The 19,869-nt window shown below is 67.2% G+C and carries 18 protein-coding genes and 2 pseudogenes; 13 read left to right on the forward strand and 7 right to left on the reverse strand.

Features of this window, described 5'->3' with window-relative positions:
- A partial coding sequence (locus tag CC117_RS33265; protein ID WP_157905503.1) for a transposase occupies positions 1-344 on the forward strand: 344 nt, incomplete at its 5' end.
- 11 nt (positions 345-355) lie between these two features.
- On the opposite strand, the gene CC117_RS33270 is transcribed toward CC117_RS33265, so the two are convergent.
- A complete protein-coding gene (locus CC117_RS33270; protein ID WP_071092261.1) occupies positions 356-766 on the reverse strand; it encodes a Zn-ribbon domain-containing OB-fold protein in 411 nt (136 codons plus the stop codon).
- 93 nt (positions 767-859) lie between these two features.
- Between CC117_RS33270 and CC117_RS33275 the strand changes: the two genes are divergently transcribed.
- From CC117_RS33275 to CC117_RS33285, 3 genes are read left to right on the forward strand one after another with little or no spacing between them, the layout of a single operon-like run.
- Positions 860-2,068 (forward strand): cytochrome P450, encoded by a 1,209-nt coding sequence (locus CC117_RS33275; RefSeq protein WP_084133159.1) that lies wholly within the window; start codon positions 860-862, stop codon positions 2,066-2,068.
- Positions 2,069-2,070: 2 nt separating this feature from the next.
- Positions 2,071-3,345: an amidohydrolase family protein gene (locus CC117_RS33280; protein ID WP_071092264.1), complete on the forward strand. Its 1,275-nt coding sequence runs from the start codon at positions 2,071-2,073 to the stop codon at positions 3,343-3,345.
- A gap of 20 nt (positions 3,346-3,365) precedes the next feature.
- The gene (locus tag CC117_RS33285) at positions 3,366-4,082 is read left to right on the forward strand and encodes an enoyl-CoA hydratase/isomerase family protein (protein WP_071092267.1); all 717 of its coding nucleotides are present in this window, start codon (positions 3,366-3,368) and stop codon (positions 4,080-4,082) included.
- A 78-nt stretch (positions 4,083-4,160) separates the two neighbouring features.
- Here CC117_RS33285 and CC117_RS33290 read toward each other — a convergent pair whose 3' ends face one another.
- Together CC117_RS33290 and CC117_RS39690 are read right to left on the reverse strand one after the other, a co-directional pair.
- Complete coding sequence (locus CC117_RS33290) at positions 4,161-4,970, reverse strand: NAD(P)-dependent oxidoreductase (RefSeq protein WP_071092270.1); 810 nt, start codon at positions 4,968-4,970, stop codon at positions 4,161-4,163.
- 346 nt (positions 4,971-5,316) lie between these two features.
- Positions 5,317-6,099 (reverse strand): annotated as a pseudogene (locus CC117_RS39690) (SDR family oxidoreductase).
- A gap of 126 nt (positions 6,100-6,225) precedes the next feature.
- Here CC117_RS39690 and CC117_RS33300 point away from each other — a divergent pair.
- Positions 6,226-6,894, forward strand: coding sequence for a TetR/AcrR family transcriptional regulator (locus tag CC117_RS33300; protein ID WP_241830640.1), 669 nt, complete (start codon positions 6,226-6,228; stop codon positions 6,892-6,894).
- A 266-nt stretch (positions 6,895-7,160) separates the two neighbouring features.
- Entirely contained in the window at positions 7,161-7,997 is an 837-nt protein-coding gene (locus CC117_RS33305) for a TauD/TfdA dioxygenase family protein (RefSeq protein WP_071092273.1), read from the forward strand.
- 210 nt (positions 7,998-8,207) lie between these two features.
- Here CC117_RS33305 and CC117_RS33310 read toward each other — a convergent pair whose 3' ends face one another.
- Entirely contained in the window at positions 8,208-8,771 is a 564-nt protein-coding gene (locus CC117_RS33310) for a TetR/AcrR family transcriptional regulator (protein ID WP_256385447.1), read from the reverse strand.
- A gap of 630 nt (positions 8,772-9,401) precedes the next feature.
- Between CC117_RS33310 and CC117_RS33315 the strand changes: the two genes are divergently transcribed.
- From CC117_RS33315 to CC117_RS33325, 3 genes are read left to right on the forward strand one after another with little or no spacing between them, the layout of a single operon-like run.
- Positions 9,402-10,331: a TIGR03564 family F420-dependent LLM class oxidoreductase gene (locus CC117_RS33315; RefSeq protein ID WP_071092278.1), complete on the forward strand. Its 930-nt coding sequence runs from the start codon at positions 9,402-9,404 to the stop codon at positions 10,329-10,331.
- Positions 10,332-10,351: 20 nt separating this feature from the next.
- Positions 10,352-10,909 carry a nuclear transport factor 2 family protein gene (locus tag CC117_RS33320; RefSeq protein ID WP_071092281.1) on the forward strand — a complete coding sequence of 186 codons (558 nt, stop codon included), beginning with the start codon at positions 10,352-10,354 and terminating at the stop codon, positions 10,907-10,909.
- Positions 10,910-10,952: 43 nt separating this feature from the next.
- Positions 10,953-11,525 (forward strand): carboxymuconolactone decarboxylase family protein, encoded by a 573-nt coding sequence (locus CC117_RS33325; RefSeq protein ID WP_071092283.1) that lies wholly within the window; start codon positions 10,953-10,955, stop codon positions 11,523-11,525.
- 593 nt (positions 11,526-12,118) lie between these two features.
- Here CC117_RS33325 and CC117_RS33335 read toward each other — a convergent pair.
- Positions 12,119-13,075 carry an SDR family NAD(P)-dependent oxidoreductase gene (locus tag CC117_RS33335; RefSeq protein ID WP_241830641.1) on the reverse strand — a complete coding sequence of 319 codons (957 nt, stop codon included), beginning with the start codon at positions 13,073-13,075 and terminating at the stop codon, positions 12,119-12,121.
- A complete protein-coding gene (locus CC117_RS33340) occupies positions 13,072-13,770 on the reverse strand; it encodes a TetR/AcrR family transcriptional regulator (protein WP_071092287.1) in 699 nt (232 codons plus the stop codon). Before CC117_RS33340 ends, CC117_RS33335 begins: the two co-directional genes overlap by 4 nt.
- Before the next feature lie 110 nt (positions 13,771-13,880).
- Here CC117_RS33340 and CC117_RS33345 point away from each other — a divergent pair, with 110 nt between their 5' ends.
- The 3 genes from CC117_RS33345 to CC117_RS33355 all read left to right on the forward strand — a co-directional run bounded on the left by CC117_RS33345 (position 13,881) and on the right by CC117_RS33355 (position 18,446).
- On the forward strand, positions 13,881-15,233 hold the full coding sequence (locus CC117_RS33345) for a hypothetical protein (RefSeq protein ID WP_071092290.1): 1,353 nt from the start codon (positions 13,881-13,883) through the stop codon (positions 15,231-15,233).
- A complete protein-coding gene (locus CC117_RS33350; RefSeq protein ID WP_071092292.1) occupies positions 15,230-16,681 on the forward strand; it encodes an acyl-CoA reductase in 1,452 nt (483 codons plus the stop codon). The genes CC117_RS33345 and CC117_RS33350 overlap by 4 nt, the downstream gene beginning before the upstream one ends.
- A gap of 196 nt (positions 16,682-16,877) precedes the next feature.
- Entirely contained in the window at positions 16,878-18,446 is a 1,569-nt protein-coding gene (locus CC117_RS33355) for an ABC transporter substrate-binding protein (RefSeq protein ID WP_071092301.1), read from the forward strand.
- Positions 18,447-18,580: 134 nt separating this feature from the next.
- Here the strand turns inward: CC117_RS33355 and CC117_RS33360 are convergent, their stop codons facing one another.
- Positions 18,581-19,438, reverse strand: a complete 858-nt coding sequence (locus CC117_RS33360) for an LLM class F420-dependent oxidoreductase (RefSeq protein ID WP_071092303.1) — start codon at positions 19,436-19,438, stop codon at positions 18,581-18,583.
- Positions 19,439-19,488: 50 nt separating this feature from the next.
- Between CC117_RS33360 and CC117_RS33365 the strand changes: the two are divergent.
- Positions 19,489-19,869: pseudogene (locus tag CC117_RS33365) on the forward strand (transposase); the annotation flags it as partial.

Raw genomic sequence — 19,869 nt, forward strand, 5'->3', positions numbered from 1 at the left:
CCTGCCTCGCCGGGGTGGCACCCTCCACCCGCCAATCCGGCAAGGTCAAGGCCGTCACCTTCCGCTGGGGCGCGGACAAACACCTGCGCGACGCCCTGTGCGACTTCGCCGGCGATTCCCGCCGCGCCAACCCCTGGGCAGCCGACCTCTACCAGCGCGCCCGAGCCCGCGRCCACGACCACCCCCACGCCGTGCGCGTCCTCGCCCGCGCCTGGGTCAACGTCATCTGGCGCTGCTGGYAGGACGGCGTCCCCTACGACCCCACCGCCCACGGCGCACTCCARACARYCCTCAAACAAGATCAGAAAACGGTCRCCGATCAAGCTCGGCAAGCGGCGGCTTGACACAGGGCAACTCATGCCGGCGCCGGGCGGAACAGCGGGAGGTAGATCGGATCGTGGTCCTCGAACACGACCTCCACCGGCATGCCGATGCTCACCTTCTCCGGCTCCACACCGACGATGTTGGTCAGCAGGCGGAGGCCAGGCTGCTCGTCGATCTCCACGACACCGATGAGGTAGACGTCGCCGATGCCGTCCCAGGCCTGGTGGTTCACGGTGAACGAGTACAGCGTGCCCGTCCCGCGCACCGCCTCGGGTCCTGTCGCCCGGCCGTGGCACTGCGGGCAGAACGACGTCGGCGGGTGGATGAAGTAGGAGCAGGCACGGCAGCGTAGGAAGCGCAGCCTGCCGTCGCCCCCGGACGTCCAGAAGAACGCCGTCGGCCCCTCTGCCGGCGGCAGCACCCGACGCACCCGTCCCTGCATCCATCCTCCTTCGAGCCGCTCGTGGTTGCGCTCCGACGCTAGCATGATTAAAAATGACGTTTGTATAGTCCGGTCGAGCAGGAGGACCCGCCGATGACAGAGGACACCGAGAGTGCCGAGGACCGCACGCCAGCGTCACCGAACGCCTTGGGGGGGCGGCATCCCCAGGCGACGTACGGACTGCTGCGCGACACCTCACCGGTCATGCGGGTCGACGGAGTCGGAGTCCTCGTCAGCAGCTGGGCACTCGTCGACGAGGCGCTGCATCACCCCGATGCCTTCTCCTCCGCGCTCCACACGGGCAGGCTGGGAAACCACCGCCCGCTGATCCCCCTGGAAGTCGATCCCCCCGACCACAGGAAGTTCCGCAGGATTCTCGACCCGCTGTTCTCGCCGCAACGCATGAAGCTCCTCGAAGCCTCCGTCGCCCAGCTCGTGAACGATCTGATCGACGACTTCGGCGATGACGACGAGATCGATTTCACACAGCAGTTCTCCGTCCCCTTCCCCTCCCAGGTCTTTCTCACCATGCTCGGGTTGCCGATGGACGAGCTGCCTACCGTACTCGCGCTGAAAGACGGGATCATCCGGCCGGACGCGGTCGCGGGGAAACCACTTGGCCATCCGGATGTCGCCGCCCGCCAGACGGCGACCGCCCAGGCGATCTACGACTATTTCACCAACATTCTCGACGAACGGCAGGGCGAGCGACGCGACGATCTTCTGAGTTACTTCCTCGAAGCCGAGGTCGAGGGTGATCGTCTCACGCGCGAAGATATCCTCGACATCTGTTTTCTGTTCCTCGTCGCCGGCCTCGACACCGTGTCAGCATCACTCGACTGCTTCTTCGCCTACCTGGCCGAGCATCCTGAGCGACGTCTGGAGATCGTGAAGGATCCGTCCGTCGTCCCCGCGGTCGTCGAGGAGCTGCTGCGCTGGGAGTCACCCGTGGCTGCGGTAGGCCGGGTCGCGGCACGGGACACCGAGCTCGGCGGCTGCCTGATCCGAGCCGGCGAGAACGTCATGCCGATGCTCGGCGCAGCCAACACCGACGACACGCACCTCGCCGACGCCACCACCGTGCGGTGGGACCGCAGAGTCAACCGGCACCTGGCCTTCGGTGGTGGCGTCCACCGGTGCCTGGGCTCCCATCTCGCCCGGCTCGAGCTGCGCGTCGCGTTGAAACTGTGGCATGAGCGGATTCCGGACTACCAGATCCGACCCGGCGTCGAACTAATGTTCTCCAACGGCGTCCGTGCAGCGGAATCCTTCCCGATGGTTCTTGGCTCCCCTAGGAGATAGTCATGCAGATGGACGAGATGATCCTGGTCAGCGTAGATGATCATATTATTGAGCCACCCGACCTTTTCAAGGATTTCATTCCGGCCAAGTACGCCGACCGGGCGCCGCGCCTCGTCTCGGACGAGCACGGCGACAAGTGGGTGTTCGGTGAGGGCGAGGCCCGCACAGCCGGCCTGAACGCGGTCGCCGGCCGCCCGCCCGAGGAGTACGGGCTGGAACCGCAGGCGTTGGCGGAGATCCGAGCGGCCTGCTACGACGTCGACGAACGGGTGCGGGACATGAGCGCGAACGGTGTTCTCGCCTCGCTGAACTTCCCGTCCATGCCCCGATTCTGCGGGCAGTTCTTCGCCTCCCGCGCAGCCCAGGATCCCGACCTTGCGCTGGCCGTCGTACGCGCCTACAACGACTGGCACCTGGACGCCTGGTGCGGATCGCACCCTGACCGGTTCATCCCCTGCGCCATCACACCGATCTGGAACCCTGACCTCATGGCCGAGGAGGTGCGCCGCACAGCCGCGAAGGGCTCACACTGTGTCACTTTCTCCGCGAACCCGTACGGTCTCGGGCTTCCCTCCTTCTACACGGACCACTGGGATCCGTTCTGGGCGGCGTGCGAGGACACCGACACCGTGGTGGCCATGCACATCGGATCAGGAGGGGTAGGCGTGGCGACATCCCCCGACGCTTCGATGAACGTGACGATCACCTGCTCCGGCATCGACATCTTCCCGACCGCCGCCGACCTGGTCTGGTCGCCGATCTTCCAGAAGTTCAAAAACCTCCGCATCGCCCTGTCGGAAGGGGGCATCGGCTGGGTTCCCTACTTCCTCGAAAAGGTCGACTACGTCTACCGGCGACACAACGCCTGGACACACCCTGATCTCGGCGATCGCCTCCCCAGCGAGATTTTCCTCGAACACGTTATCACTTGTTTTATCGTAGACGACTTCGGTCTCGCCAATCTCGACCGCCTGAACCAGGACCTGGTCACCTGGGAATGTGACTACCCCCACTCCGACAGCACCTGGCYGATCTCACCCGAAGGCATCGACGCAGCGGTGCGCCGGTTGAGCGACGAGCAGATCAACAAGGTCACACATCGCAACTCCATGCGACTCTTCTCGTTCGATCCGTTCACCATCAGGCCGGTCGAGCGATGCACGGTAGGAGCGCTGCGGCGGGAGGCCGAAGGACACGACATCTCCATCGTTTCTCGCGGCAACCGAACGACGAAGGCGACGAGTAGCGGCGAATTCGTTACTGGCGCTCGCGGCTAGCCGACTCCGGTAGATACAGAATGCTACAAAACAGGCTAGAAAACGGCACGCGCTGGATGGCATTCGACCGGCCCGCCCGCCTGAACTCCTTCTCCGCCGCCGACTATCGCGACCTCCGACTGGCCCTCGAAGCTGCCGCGGCCGACCCAGCGACAAAGGTCGTCGTGCTGACGGGCAACGGACGCGCGTTCTCGGCCGGCGCGGACCTATCCCTCCTGGATGGGACCTCAGCCTCCRAGGATCGTATACAGGCAGGCGAGGAATTCACCGGTCTGCTAGAGATCCTCGCGGTCTTCGAGAAGCCACTACTTGCAGCGGTGAACGGTTACGCGATCGGCATAGGAGCCACAATCTTGCTGTACTGCGACCTTGTCCTGGTCGCCGAATCGGCTCGACTTCGCCTGCCGTTCACCGCGATGGGACTCGTCCCCGAAGCAGGAAGTTCAGCACTACTGCTGGCGCGAACCCGCAGTCCCGACGCGCTGTGGGCGATGCTCTCAAGTGAATGGATCGACGCTGGCATGGCGCAGCGGATGGGTCTCGCCTGGCGTGTCGTTCCGGATGCTCGCCTTCTCGATGAAACGGCCGACGCGGCGGCGATCCTCGCCGTCCTCGACCCGATATCGGTCACAGCGACCAAACGGCTCCTGACCACCGGCCGCGCGGACACGGCGCGGCATGCTATCCAACGGGAGCTCGACGAAATGCGCGCATTTCCCCCTCGGGCTGAGCTATAGTTCGACGTCGGGATCACCGGGGCGATGACGTCCGTGAACGGTGTCGGCGCGGTGACGCTCACCGGTGCCGAGGTTCGGTCAGCCGCCCTGCACGGCGGTGACGAAGCGCTGCGCCACGTCGACGAGCTCACTCCCGGGGGCGTCGTCGAGCAGGTCCGCCGTCAACGCGACGTCCTTGAAGAGCGTGACATAGTTCCCCGAGTCGGYCATCGCCCGCATGGAACCGGACCGCAGCCGGATCGACGAGCCGAGGCATGCGGAGCTGCTCGTCATGAGGGTCGCCGCGAGGCCCGCGGGGTCGACGCCCAAGGACTGTCCGGCCCGCATCGCGTCTTCGGCGAGCGCGATCTGCGCGGAGAGCAGGGTGTTGTTGATGAGCTTCGCCTTCGAGCCCGCCCCTATCCCACCGAGGTACACGATGTGGTCGGACAGCGCCGACAACAGCTCGGTGACGTCGGCGAGAGTGTCGGAGTCCCCACCGACCATGATTGTCAACTTGCCGTCGAGGGCCCGCTGGCCACCGCCGCTCACCGGCGCGTCCAGAACGCGCAGGCCGTGCCCGACCGCCCGTTCGGCGATCTTGCGCACCTGGTCGGGCGACACCGTGGCGTGCACAAGCACGACAGCTCCGGGGCGCAGGCCCTCGACCAGGCCAGCCGGCCCGAACAGGACCTCCTCAACCCCCGCCGCGTCGAACACGCAGACACCGACCGCGTCGACCTCCGCGCCCATCTCAGCCGGCGACGCCGCAAGGGTGACATCGGTCCCCGCGAACGGCTCCAGCGAACCCGGCCGGCGGGCCCAGACGGTCAGGTCGTGACCCTCGGTCATGATCCGCTGCACCATCGGCAGGCCCATGGCACCGAGCCCGATGAATCCCCCCTTCACAGTGCTCTCCTTGCTACAGAGCTCCACGGCACTGCCGTGGCCGTGACGTCGGGTCAGGCGTGCCGGCAGCCGGGAGCGGCCTTCATCGAACGGTCTTCTGAAGGCGAAAGCGGACTCGCACCCGGCCTCCGGGGATCTTGCCCATGGCGAGAGAGCGGATCTGATCGTCGGTGTTCCCGATACGGGTGCGCTTCCGCCAGCCGTTTGGCCGTGAGATGGCAACCACCGTGGCCGATCCCGGAATCCGCCCACCCCACCGACCAACATCCCGTGGTCGAGCGGTAGTTCCACGGCTCGCACGAGGGAGGGRCTGCGAGCGACGTGGGTGGACCGCGTCGGGACGGTGTCAGAGGCGTTTGATGAACCCGCCGTCGACGGTGACGGTCTGCCCGGTGACGAAGGAGGCTTCGTCGGAGCAGAGCAGCAGTGCCATCCCGACCAGATCCTCTGTCCGACCGAACCTTTTGATCATTTGTTCGCCAAGCATGCGTTGTTTGCTGGTGTCCTCCAGCCGTTCGAGTACGGCCTCGGAAGCGACCATCCCTGGTGCGATGCCGACGACACGGATCCCCTCCTGAGCGAACTCCCGGGCCAGCGAGAGTGTGAGGCCGTTCAGCGCCAGCTTCGAGATGCTGTACGCACCGCCGCCGAGGTAGGAGGAGTTGGAAGACTGGTTGAGGATCACTCCGCCGCCGCGGTCGGTCATCGCGGCGCGGCAGTGGCGGGCACAGAGCACGGCACCGAAAACGTTCACGTCAAACAGCCTGCGCCAGTCCGCCAGCGGCAGCGTGCTGGTGAGGTTGTACTAGCCCATGTGCAGCCCAGCGTTGTTGATGAGGATGTCGACGCCACCGAACCGCTCGACGGTTGTGGTGACCATCGTGGCAACGGAGACCTCATCGGCCACGTCGACGCCGACGGGCAGTGATCCCTCGATGGTGCAGGCGACTTCATGGGCCGCCGTCACGTCGATGTCGGCGATCGTCACCGAGGCGCCCTCGGCCGCGAACGCCTCGGCGTAGGTCCGGCCGAGGCCGTTGCCGGCACCGGTGACGATCACCGATTTCCCCGCGAATCTCTTGTCGGTCACAACCCCGTCCTCACCTGTTGCATCCCATCGGTACAGCACGCGTCGATCGCCAGCGGCGGGGCCCGGATACCGGACTCAGTGGCGAAAACTTACCTGGCGTGCGCCAAGGAAGTAAAGACTCGTCAGCCGACCTGCATGCCTGGACGGCTCGGTAGATTCGCCGGCGTGAAGGCAGGACGCGCACCAGCACGGCGGACGCAGGCGGAGCGGCGTGCGGCAGCCGAGGCCGCGCTACTGCGCGCCGCAGCCGAGATGATCGTCGAACGGGGCGTCGAACGGGCGTCACTGCGCAGCATCGGAGTACGGGCGGGCAGCAGCCGAGAACTGCCCGCCTACCACTTCGGGTCCAAGGAGGCTCTGATCGCCCGCCTCGCGGACCGCGCCCAGCAACAGGCGATAGCGGCGATCTCCGCCGCCCTCGACCGGGCGCAGCGCAACCGCTCAGACCTCACCGCATTCGAGACGCTGTGCGTCACGATGGACACCTACCTCGAGCTGTTCGCCGCGGCGGACGCGGAGGCACGCGCTGTCGTGGTCCTCTGGGGAGCCAGCCTCCCCACGGAATCCGATCTACCCGTCGTCCACGAGGTCGCTCGTCTCAGACATCGCGAACTGACAGGTCAGATCCGGGCTGGTCAGCAGGACGGATCGATCCGCGCTGACGTCGACCCCGCCGCGGCGGCCGTCGTGGTCATGGGCATGGTCCGCGGCGCCGCCGCGATGTCACTGGCCCAGCCCGATGCCGCCGACCCGACCCAGGTCCGGAAACTGTGCGGCGACGCCATCAGCGCGTTCCTCCGCGGGAACGACAAGTCCGCCACCGGGCCCGCATAGCAGTAATCTGCGGCAACCCGCCGAACCGTCCCAATGATCGGCCCTGGGCCGGGCGGCTGGCGACGAGCAGAGCAGGCGGCCCGCGTGGGCGTAGAGCAGCCGCCGCACCGCGCCTGTCCGGCAGGCGTGCGGGTCACCGTCCAACTGGAAATTCTGGAGCCCCACCCTCCAGGCACCTCAGTGTCGCTCGCCTCATGCCTGCTGTACAGTCGTCCAACTTGGTAGTACGTCTGTACAGCGTCAGCGCAGCACAATCTTGGAGCGCCATGCCTGTCGCCGCCATCCCCCTCAGCCCGTACATCGGCCTGGAGATCACCGGAGTGTCGGGTGGAGATCTGCCCACCCGGGAGGCGGCAGTCGATTGTCTGGAGGCCCTGGAGCGGCATGGAGTCGTCGTCTACCGGGAGGCCGACATCAGCGACCGGGAGCTGGTGATATTCAGCCAGCTACTCGGCGAGGTCGTCCCGAATCCTACGGGTGAGCACGAGTTCCCGGAGATCGCCACGATCACGCTGGATCCGTCGAAGACGGACGTGGTGCTGGCCTGGTACAGGCAGGGCAACTTCCTCTGGCACATCGACGGCGCCACCGATGAGCTGCCGCAGAAGGCGACGCTGTTGACAGCGCGCGAGGTGGACGAGAACGGCGGGGACACCGAGTTCGCGAGCACGTATGCGGCCTACGCCGCTCTCCCCGAGGCGGAGAAGGAGCGGATCGCCGATCTCCGTGTGGTGCACAGCTTCGCCACGGCGCAGCGACGGGCCCATCCGGACGCGACCGAGGAGCAGCAGGCCGCGTGGGCGCGGGTGCCTGCCCGGGAGCATCCGCTGGTGTGGACTCGTCAGACCGGCCGTAAGTCGCTGCTGCTCGGCGCGACGACCGGAGAGGTCATCGGCCTGCCCGCGGACGAGGGACGGGCTCTGCTGGAGAGACTGCTCGACTGGTCGACACAGCCAAGATTCCTCCTACGTCACCGGTGGCGCGCCGGTGATCTCGTCATCTGGGACAACACAGGCATGCTGCACCGGGCGACGCCGTTTGCCGCGACGTCGCGGCGGCTCATGCACCGCACCACCCTCGTTGGCGAGGTCGCCGTCGGCTGACGGCCCGGGCGGCGTCTGACGGCCCGGCGGGCCTGGGCCACCGTGGAGACAGAGGGTCTCGCAAGAGCGGAGGCGAGGAGCGTCGGAGGCGGAGATCGGCACCTCGTAGCCGGTCTCCTCGGGCTCCCCCGGGATGGCCGGAGGCATTAGTCAAGCCGATCGTCTCCGGCCCAAGCGGTACCGAACCGCCACAGACTCTGCTGGCCCTGGCTAATCGGCCCCGAGATCCTGCTCTTCGCGCTCGTGCCGACGGGGTTCGATGTGGTCCAGAAACCGCTCGATGGTCTCGACCGCGTCGCGATGACCGGTATGGGTGCCGAAGGTCTCCTCAAGCGCCAGCATGCGGGGAATAGCGTTCATCATGAACAGGAGCCCTGCCGGGGACACAGCCCGTTCGTCAAGGCCATACTGTGTCCACTGCCGGGACACAGCCTCGAGCTGAGCGTCGCGGACGCGCTCACCACCGCGACCGATCTCGCTCTGAATGGCCTTGCGATGGTTCGCGAGCGCCATGAACTCCAGAAGTAGGGCTGTCGCGGTCCTGTCACTCGCGTACTCCCAGACCGCGCGGAGCGGTTGCTCCGTTTGGGATGCCTCGGAGAATCGTTCGAGAATGCGGTCCGTTCCACTCCGCAGCAGCGCCACGAAGAGATCGTCGAGGGTGGGGAAGTAGTACTGCACGAGGCTCGCGGCAACGCCGGCGCGGGCCGCGAGACCTCGGTAGGTGACGGCGGCATAGCCGTGCTCAAGCATGAGCTGCTGCGCGCTGTTCAACAGCAGTGTTCGCGTCCTGGACGTCGTGGATCCGACACGGCGGGAGGATGCCACCAGCTCTGCCTCCTCGTCTCCGCTCCATCCGCTCACTGGCGAAGGTATCCCCTGACGCCGCGGAGCCGATCCCGCGGGTCCCGGCCGACCAACACCACGAGTAGCCGGCAGCCCTATGGGACACCACACTCAGTATCCCCCGCGGCCAGGCAGGCTGTTGGCCGACAGCCACCCGCTACAGCCGGGCGCCCGCCTCGCTCGGACCGGCCGGCGTGTCAGAGGTGTCCGTGCCCAGCGGCACCCCCCGAGATCTTGATCATGCTCCGCGTCCCTCATCGATGGTGTCGCCGGCAGCGGAGAGTGGAGACCGGCTGCGGCGCCGGGCCTCCTGCGTGGAGCCGTTCAGCCGCCCACGTCCACCGYCCGCCGGATCATCGGGTCGCTCTGCTCGCATGCGGCCGGAATCCGATCACGGTCGGCCGTTGAAACCCACACATCAGAGATCCCTACGCTGCCACCGAAGCGAACACATGACTACCGAGAGCAACTTGGCCTTCTACTTTCGGACGACGGACGCCGACTGTACAGTCGTACAACACGGTAGGACGTCTGTACAGCGGTAACGGGGAGGTCGGAATGCGCATCGGTTTGACCGGTGGGGGCAGCTCGGCAGACAGAATCGTCCAACAGGCGAAGGAGGCTGAAAATCAAGGCTTCACGTCTCTGTGGTATGCGAGCGCCGTCACCGGTGACCCGCTCGTCGCCATGGCCATCGCAGGCCGCGAGACAGCCAGGATCGAACTGGGCACCGCCGTCCTGCAGACCTATCCCTGTCATCCCCTGCTGCAGGCCAACCGCGCCGCATCCGTCGTCTCCGCGATGAACCGATCCGGTTTCACCCTGGGCCTCGGCCCCTCGCATGAAGGCTTGATCCGCGACGTCTATGGACTGTCCTACGACCATCCCGGCCGCAGCACTGAGGAGTACGTCACCATCCTCACCGGCCTGCTCCGCGGCGAGGCTGTCGATGTCAAGGGCGAGGACTGGACGGCACGCACCGCCGAGCGGATGGTTCCCATCAGCCACCCAGTGCCCGTGTTGCTCGCAGCCCTGTCGCCACGACTGCTCCGGGTCGCCGGCCAGCTCGCCGACGGCGTGGTGCTGTGGATGGCCCCGCCACGGGCGATCGAGACCCACGTAGCGCCGAAGGTTCACGCCGCGGCAGCCGCGGCGGGCCGCCCGGCCCCGCGCATCGTCGCCGGGCTCCCTGTCGCCGTCCACGACGACCTCGACGAGGCCCGTGCCGCCACGGCAGCTACCGCCGCGGGTTACGGGGGCCTGCCCAACTACCAGCGCATCCTCAGGATCGGCGGGGCCTCCACTGCGACCGAGGCTGCCATCGTCGGCGACGAGGCCTCCGTACACGGCCAGCTCCACGGCCTGATCGACGCTGGTGCCACCGACGTCTGGGCCAATGTGGTTCCGGTGGGYGACACGCGGGAGTCGCGGGCGGCCTCGCGGCGCCGCACCACAGACCTGCTCCGCGAGCTTCTCGACCAGGGCTAATACGACGAGGGAGGACCATCATGTCCGTCGAGGATGAGCTCAAGGAAATTCGCCGTGAACTCCGGTACGTCACGGACCGCATCGCGATTCTCGACTGCGTCATGAAGCAGTCGCGCGGTCACGACCGCCACGACATCGAACTGATGGCGAGCGTCTACCACGACGATGGAGTCGACGAGCACGGGCCCGTCGTGAAGCCTGGCCCCGACTACGGTGCGTACGCCAACCAGGCTCACGCATCAGTCTTCATCGATCACCTGCACAACATCACCACACATACCTGCGAGATCGACGGCGACGAGGCGCACTGCGAAAGCTACGTCATCGGTGCCATGCGTGCCCGTGACGGCAAGAGCATTCACCTCTTCGGAGGCCGATACCTCGATCGCGTCGAGCGCCGGGGCGGCGAATGGAAGATCGCGCTGCGCCGATGCACCCTCGAGTGGACGATGAGCGGCGACACGTCGCTCCTCTCCTCCGGGGCGTTCGCCGGCTTCATCAAGGGCACATGGGACAAGAAAGATCCGTCCTACGCGCGGCCCCTGGACCTGGAGAAGACGCCGRTCGAGAAGTGGTGAGGATGATGGGCCCGGTACATCATCGACGGAAGGAACGATGAAAATGGCACGAATCGAGCCGCTCCCCGCCAAGAAATGGCCGGCTCAGATGCGGGAAGCGTTTGCCGCCCTGGTACCCCCCGCGCCCCGCCACACCCGGTCCGTCCAGGAGGGCGCACCGAAGGCCCGCAACGCCCTCGGGACGTTCGCGCACCATCCAGACCTGGCACGGGCGTTCTTCACCCTCAACGGTCATGTGCTGCTGGCGACCACCCTCGCCCAGCGGCAGACGGAACTGCTGGTCCTGCGCGTCGCGTCGCGTCGCAAGTGCGACTACGTGTGGGCGCAGCACGTCCTCGTCGGTCGCGACGTCGGGCTGACCGATGAGGAGATCGACAAGGTTACGCGGGGGCCAGACGATCCATCTTGGAGCCCGCTCGACGCCACGCTGCTGCGCGCCGTTGACGAGCTGCTCGACGACGGCGCAATCGGTGACGAGACGTGGGCCGCGTTGACCGCCGCACTCGACACCCAGCAGCTTATGGACCTCATCTTCACAGTCGGAGCCTTCGAGGCATCCGCCTTCCTGATGAACTCCTTCGCGTTTGACCTCGACGACGACCTGCGATCCAGATGATCAAGCAACGGGTGGACCCGCATCCGCCACTCCCAACCAGGCGCCGTCGCGACGGCCGGAACGGCTCCCGCCACTACGGTGACCTGGGCACCACCACCGACCGGAGCTGTACCAGCGTCGCGCTCGACCAACAGGGGTCCGGCTACCTCCGGGGTGCGGAGGAGGCCAGGGCCTGGTAGGCGGCGAGCTTCTCGCCGCGCTCGTAGGTGCGGTGGCCGCACCACCTTCGCCACCCACGACCAGGCCCGCGGCGCCATCTTCGATTTCATCGAAGGGTTCTACAACCGGCAACGCCACCACTCCATCAACGGCTGTCTCAGCCCCACGAACACGAAACCCGATTCAACGAGTACCGTCAGGCCGTGTAACCGTTCAAACCCCTACCTGTGAACGAAACCGGGGCAGCTTCAGACCGACGCGTCCGGGGTGGGCCGCGACGGAAACCATCCACCTGCCGCCGCGTCCCCCCGCACATTCCGCTGGCCACTGTGTGATCAATACCGATGTCCGCCGGATCCGTCGATCCCCTCGCCGCCAGTGCCGACAGGAACGCGGCGATGACACCGATCATGTGCGCGTCGGCGAGGCAGTGATCAAAGGGGCGGTTTCGGCCTGGCGACGGCCGTACTGCCCGAGGCCTTCGTTGTCCGGATGGTGCTGGTTCCAGCCGGCCGGATCGCACCGATCCTCGCCAGGAGGCTTTCGGATTCGGTCCAGAGGTGAGCGGCGGCGGCGTCGTCCTGCGCAGCTTCGGAAGGTGCTTCCTCTGCCTTGTCGTGAAAGTAGCGTCCGGCCGGGTGGCCGCCTTCGGGTGAGGTGGCGAGCCAGAGCAGTGTTTCGGCGGCTTCGTCGGGTGGTGCCGTGTCTGCCGCGGCCATGTGGGCCCGCATCGCCGCGTCCCCGTGTGCGGCGAAGTTGCTGGCGACCACACCGGGATGCATGGTCTGGGCGACGATCCCGTCCGGCCCGAATCGCCGTGCCAGCTCGCGGGTGAAGAGGATGTTCGCGAGCTTGGCCCGGCAGTAGGCGACAGCCGGATGGAAGTCGCCGAGGCTCTGCAGGTCGTCCCAGTCGAGTCCCGCGACCGTGCGGTGGCCGCTTGACGACACGGCGATCACCCGCGTGGAGCCGGGCGGCTGGCTGGCTGCGCTCCCCTTGAGCAGAGGCGTCAGCTCCCGGGTGAGCAGGAAGGGGGCGAGATGGTTGGCCGCGAAGGTCGCCTCGGTACCCTCACCGGTGATGATCTTTCTGTCTCGCACGCCGCCGGCGTTGTTGATGAGGACGTCGAGACGACCGGTGAGGTTCCGGAGCTCGCCGGCGACCCGTTTGACCTCCGCCATCAGAGCGAGGTCGCCGCGGATCATGGTGAAGGAGCCGTTTCCGCGCGCCGCTGCGGCGATTTCCGTCTCGGCGGCGGCGCTGCGTTGCGGATCGCGGCCGACGCCGATCACCTGCCAGCCGAGTTCCGCCAGCTTGCGGGCGGTCGCCCGACCGATTCCCGAACTGGCTCCCGTGACGGCCGCGACGGGGCGGTCTGCGTCGAGTTTCAAGGGGATCCCCCCGTAGTCTCTGGCGTGACCGACGGCCGCGAAACGTCCTGGCGTGGCAGGAGGCCGTCGAGCAGCAGGCGGACGGAGAACTGGATCCTCTCGTCCAGCTCGTAGTCCGTCGGCGTGTGGCCGCTGACGATCGTTCTCACCGGGCCACTGACCAGCATGCTCATGAAGACGGATGCGGCGAGTGCGGGGTTGGTGGGGGCGATCGTGCCGGCGGCGACGGCGCGCTCGATCACGCCGGCGACGAACTCGATCACCGGCCTGCCGCTCTGCTCGAAGCTGGCGGTGAAGATCTCGGGGAAGCGGTAGCTCTCGGTGTTGATGATCCGCTGCAGGCGCAGGCCGTTGGGTGTCGCGACCTGAGCGATCCGTAGCCGGGCGATCGCCTCGAGTGTCTCGGCCAGGTCGCCGTTGTCCAGACTCTCGAGCAGGGCCCGCGGGGCGATCTGGCGCTCGATGGCGCGTTGGACCGCCGCGCGGAACAGCGCGGCCTTGTCGGGATAGCGGGCGTAGACCGTGCGTTTGGTCATGTTGACCCGACCGGCGATCATCTCGATCGTCGCCAGCTCGAAGCCACGCTCCAGGAACAGGTCGAGCGCGGTGTCGAGCAGCTCCTCGTGGCGCGCCTCGGCCTGCTCGCGGGTGGGGCGCCCCGCCCCGCGTCGGGGTGTGGCCACTCCGTCGTGCACGTCACCTCGCTCCGGAGTCCCTCTTGCGCTGGGCCGGTACATCGATTAATGATACACGCCAGGTGCCGTTTTGCGAGCTCGACCACCCCTACCAGCAGTAAGGATGCCCTGTGAGCTCAGCTATCGAGACGCTGACCCGGCTGGTCGATGCCGAGGATCGGTTCGATCACTCCCACATCGAGTTGCGCGAGACGCAGTTAGCCGCCCTGAACGAGCGGTTCCAGGAGCGCAGGGACCGCATCCGGCTGCTGGCCCACCGGGCTCGCGAGTCCGGCACCACCGAGATCCGCAGTCGCGAGGACATGGTGGGGCTGCTGTTCCCGCACAGCGTCTACAAGAGCTACCCGGAGAGCTTCCTGATCGAGGAGCGGTGGGACCGGCTCGGCAAATGGCTGGGCACCGTCTCGCCCTACCCGATCAGCCCGATCGAGACCTCCGGCATCGACGGCATCGACGACTGGATCGGACGTCTGGCGGCCGCGGGTCACTACGTCTCCTGCTCCAGCGGCACGACGGGCAAGTCGGCGATGCTGCTCGCGTCGGAGAAGGACATGGCCTGGTCTCGCATCGACACGGTCAACGTGTTCTCCTGGGGCTCGGGGGTGAAGCCGGCGCGGGATCGACGGATGATCGGTGTGGGAGCGACCGCCGCCGTCCCGAAGAACATGGTCATCGCGGAGGCCCAGCAGGCGGCGTTCAGCGATCCTGCCAGGGAGCGTTTCAGCCTGCCCATCCCGCCGATCACGGTCGGGTCGCTGACCAGGATGGTCGTGCTCCGTAAGAAGATCGCAGACGGCACGGCGCTGCCCGGTGAGCTGGCCGGCTTCGAGGAGACCTCCAGGGAACGACAGGAGTCTCTCGACAGGGCGATGATCACGGCGGCCGAGGCGCTCGTCAGGTACCGCGACGAGAAGCTCTACATCGCCGGCATGTGGAACTCGCTGTACCAGGCAGCCAGGATCGTGCGGGACCTGGGCTACTCGGCGAAGGACTTCCACCCCGACAACTGCCTCTACGTCGGCGGCGGGCTCAAGCGCGCACAGTTGCCGCCAGATTACCAGGAGTTCGTCCACGAGACGTTCAACATTCCGGCCAGCCGGAATTTCCAGAACTACTCGATGCAGGAGCTCAACTCCGGTATGCCCAAGTGCCAGAAGGGCAACCGCTATCATCTGCCGCCGTGGATCGTCCCGTTCGTCCTTGATGAGGCAGGCGAGACACTGCTGCCGCACGAGACCGGTGAGGCAGAAGGCCGCGCCGCCTTCTTTGACCTTTCGCTCGACGGGCGCTGGGGCGGCATCATCACCGGCGACAAGATCTCGCTCGATCTGGACCCCTGCGAGTGCGGCCAGAAAGGGCCCTCGGTGCGCGACAACATCGCCCGCTACGCTGATCTCAAGGGCGGCGATGACAAGATCGGGTGTGCCGGCACCGTCGACGCGTATGTGCGAGGCCTGTCATGAGCATCACTGACACCCGACCCCAGCCCGCCGACGCGATAGTCGCCGCGCCGTTCTTCCTGCGCGGTGAGCTTTTCGAGGGCCAGGACGTCACGCACCGTTCACGCGACCTGGGCGTCACTTTCGCCACGCCACGGATCGCCATGGACCGCGCGGTGCACCCGCGCACCGAGGTGCCACCGCTGCTGAACGTCCCGCTCAACGAGATCATCGATTTCCTCGTCGAGACGGGCGAGCGGATCCGTGATCCCCGGAACTCCTTCGTGCAGGACTGCATCGATCGCATGGCCGGCACCCACGTGCTTCCCCGCGCGGTGCTGGAAGGGCAGGTCAAGGGCGCCGCCGCGTATCTCGACAAGCGCCTGCTCGAGACCGTGGTGGAGCAGAACTTCCCCGACCCCAGGGCCCTGGACGAATGGGTGCCCAAGCAGGACTTCACCGGCCGGAAAAGCTACGTCCGCGCCTTCGCTCCCCGGCTGATCCACGTGTTGCCAGGCAACTCCCCGGGCGTCGCGGTGAAATCCATCGCCCAGGGCGCGTTGGTGAAGGCCGTCAACCTGTTCAAGATGTCCTCCAGTGACCCCTTCACCACGGTGGCGGTCCTGCGGACGATGGCGGACATCGATCCCGACCACCCCATCGTGAGGTCGATGTCTGCGGTCTACTGGCGCGGCGGCGACGACGCGGTGGAGCAGGTGCTCTACCGCCCCCAGTACTTCGACAAGATCGTGGCCTGGGGCGGCGGCGACGCGATCAACAACGTGATCAAGTACCTCGGGCCGGGCTTCCAGCTGGTGTCCTTCGACCCCAAGACGTCGATCTCGATGGTCGGCAGGGAGGCCTTCGCCTCCGAGGAGGCGCTCGGCGTCGCCACCGAGCTCGCCGCCGCCGACGTCATGGTCCTCAACCAGGAGGCCTGCGTCGCCAGCCGTTTCGTCTTCGTCGAGGCGGACCAGGCCGACGCGGACCGCTTCAGCGAGCGGCTCCATGCCCGCATCGTCGAGAAGGCGGCCGCCTCGGGTGACGCCCGCCCGCTCGACGCCGACCTGCGCGAGCAGATCGACGTGCTGACGATGCTTGACGACGAGTTCGGAGTCTGGGGCAGGACCGACGGCCACGGGCTGGTGATCCGTTCGGACGAGCCCGTGGACTTCCACCCGATCAACAAGACCGCGAACGTGGTCCGGGTCGACTCGCTCGACGAGGCGATGAAGTACGTCAACGTGGCGACCCAGACGGTCGGCTTCTATCCCTTCGGGCGGATGTCCGACTACCGCGACCGGCTCGCCAGCGGCGGCGCGCAGCGCATCGTCCGGCTGGGCGAGGCCGGGCCGAGCACCATCGGCAACCCGCACGACGCCATGTATCCGCTGCACCGTTTCGTGCACTGGATGGCCCACGAGGACGGCACCCTGACTGGCCGCGACGGCAGCGACGGCAGCGACGGCTGATCCTTCCTTGCGGCGGCGGATCACGCCTGCCTGAGCGCGGAGATCGCGGCAGTGAATGCCGTCGAACGCGAAACAGCGCAGGGCGATGAAGCGCGCCTCGATCCGGTTCGGCCACGAGCTGTCGTCAGATTCCTCCTGGCCGCGGCGACACGTTCCCCGGCGGAAGCACTCCGTCCCATAAAACGGAAGGTTGATGATGTTTCGTAGGACCCGATTAACGGCTACCGCGGCCGTGTGCGCGATAGCCCTCGCCCTCGGGGCATGTGGGGGTGGCGGCGACTCCGGTCCGGGTCCGTCCACAGGCGCGACCGGGGAGCCGGTCGCCGGCGGCGAAGGGCGCCTGCTCCTGCTGGCAGAACCGCGCACACTCGACCCGGCAATTCTGGGCAATGGCTACGCCACCCTCGCCGTGCTGGGGAACGCACTCTACGGCACCCTGATGACCGGCAAGGACGACGGCGGCGTCGAGTACAAGATGGCCGAGTCGTTCGAGACCACTGACAAGGGTAAAACCTTCACCCTCGCACTTCGTGACGGGCTGCTCTTCTCCGACGGAACCCCGCTCAACGCCGAGGCCGTCAAGTTCAACTGGGACCGGCTGAAGGACCCGGCGACCCGGGCCGTCAACCTCGCCGAGGCGTCCGACGTCGCCTCCACCGAGGTCGTGGACGACGTGACCCTCAAGGTCACCCTCGTGAACCCGGTGCCCGCCTTCGCCCAGTCCGTCGTCACCTCCACTCTGAACTGGATCGGCTCACCCGCCGCCCTGAAGAAGGGGGCGCAGGCCTTCGACGCCGCGCCCATCGGCGCCGGGCCGTTCACCCTGGAGAGCTGGACCCGCCAGGCCGACCTCAAGCTGGTCAAAAACCCGCGCTACTGGGACGCTCCCAAGCCGTACCTCGAGCGGCTGACGATGCGCACCGCGACGGAAACGAACCAGCGGTACAACACGGTGCTCACCGGCGGTGCCGATCTGGCCATCGAGTCCAGCCCGGTCAACCTCGACAAGGCCGAGCAGGCGGGCCTGGCCACCGACGTCATGGATCTCAGTGGCGGGCTCTTCCTGGCGATGAACACCCGCCGGGCACCGTTCGACGACATCCGCGCCCGCCGGGCCGTCGCTGCCGCGCTGGACCTGGAAGCGGTGAACCTCGCCGTCTACAACGGCACCGGGAGGCCCGCCGACCTGCTGTTCGCCGACAGTTCACCGTTCCACACGAGTACCACGCTCCACAAGACGGACAAGGCACTTGCTCAGAAGCTGTTCGACGAACTGGCGGCGGACGGAAAGCCGCTCTCGTTTACCTTCACCAGCGCGCCGAGCGCCGAGAACAGGACGATCGCGGAGAACATCCAGGCGCAGCTGGGCGCCTTCAAGAACGTGAAGGTCGAGGTGAAGGTCGCCGAGATCACCGAGTACGTCGCGCTGCGCCGCACGCACGAGTTCGACGCGGCGGTCTCGTCGGCCTTCTTCCAGGACCCCGAGCCCCGGCTCTGGACGACCTTCAACGGGAAGTCCGCGGCCAACCTGCCCGGCATCGACGACCCGAAGCTCAACGATGCTCTCGCCGACGCCCGCGCCGCCGCAACGGAGGACGAGCGCAAGACGGCCTACGCCGTGTTCGAAAAAGCGCTCGTGGACCTGATGCCCGTGGTCTTCCTGGCCCGTGCCGAGCCTGGCGTGATCGCGGGAAAGGGCGTCAGTGGCTTCGTGCAGTACGGACTCGGTTCCCTGCTGCCCGAGGAGATCTGGATCAGCAAGTAGTACCTGATTGACGAGTAGTCCCCCGCCTCGGGCAGAGTCCCTCGCACCGGCACCGAGGCTGGTGCTCCGGCAGCGCTGCCGGAGCACCAGCCTCGGCTGACTGGCGCTCATCCTGGAGTATCCCGGCGGCGCGATCACACGGCGGCGGCTATCCGGCGCCACTGTTCGCGGGGAAAGGCCCGCGCGTCTTCGGTGAGTACCTGGAGGGCGACGTGGTCGGCCCCCGCGGCGCGGTGCTCGTCGACCCTGCGCATGATCGCTTCCTCGTCGCCCCAGGCCACCATGGCGTCGAACAGCCGGTCGCTGACCGAGGCCAGGTCCTCGGCCGAGAAGCCCAGCCGGAGAAGGTTGTTCGCGTAGTTCGGGTGCGTGAGATATCTACGCAGCCAGTCAGCTCCGATCGCCCGGGCCTCCTGCCTCGTCCCGCAGAGAATCACCGTCTGCTCCGGCAGCACGAGCGGGCCGGCGCCGAGCACCTCGCGGGCGAGACGGGTGTGCTCCGGGGTGACCAGATACGCGTGGATTCCGCGGGCACGGTTCGCCGCGAGCGCGAGCATCTTCGGGCCGAGCGCGGCGAGCACCCGGCCGGTCGGCGGCACGGGCGCCTGCGCCGCGTCGAGCGCGTCGAGGAAGGCACCCATCGCGGCCAGGGGCCGCTGATAGCGGCCTGGTTCACCGGCGTCGACCACGTCGGCGTGGCTGACGCCGATGCCCAGCAGGAATCGTTCGCCGTGCTCCGCAGTCAGCGACACGGCCCGGGCCGCGGTCTCTTCCGGGCTGTGCATCCACAGGTTGAGCACGCCGGTCGCGACAACGACGCGCCGGGTCGCGGCGAGTAGCCGGCCAGCCGTGTCGAAGACCGGGCCCCCAGCGTCGGGGAACCACAGCGCGGCGAACCCCAGTTCATCGAGTTCGGCGGCGGCGTCAGCCGCCTCGGCAGGATCCCCGAAGCGCAGCTGCGTGCTCCAGATCCCGACTCCGTTCAGCTCCATGTCGTCCTTAGAGCGTGTCTTGCGTGGCCGCTCCGGGTACATATCTGATCATGGATGTGTTGGAGAGCAGCCTCGCCGGGCGGCTGGTCCCGGACGAGTTGTGGGAGCTGGTGGAACCGCTGCTACCCCGGTTCGAAAATCGCTGGCAGGGCGGTGGGACTGCCCCGATCGAGGATCGGGCGGTGTTCACCGCGGTGGTCTATGTGCTGACCTCGGGGTGTGCCTGGCGGCATCTGCCGGCCGAGTTCGGGGTGTCGGTGCCCACGGCGCACCGTCGGTTCCAGGCGTGGACCCGGGCGGGGGTCTGGCCCCGGCTGCATCGGAAGATCCTTGATCTGCACGGTGCGGCCGGGCAGGTCGACTGGTCATCGGTGATCGTGGACGCGGCCAGCCTCCGCGCGAAAAAAGGGGAAGCCTGACCGGGCCGAACC

The sequence above is a fragment of the Parafrankia colletiae genome, from assembly GCF_001854655.1.
Taxonomy (GTDB): Bacteria; Actinomycetota; Actinomycetes; order Frankiales; family Frankiaceae; genus Parafrankia; species Parafrankia colletiae.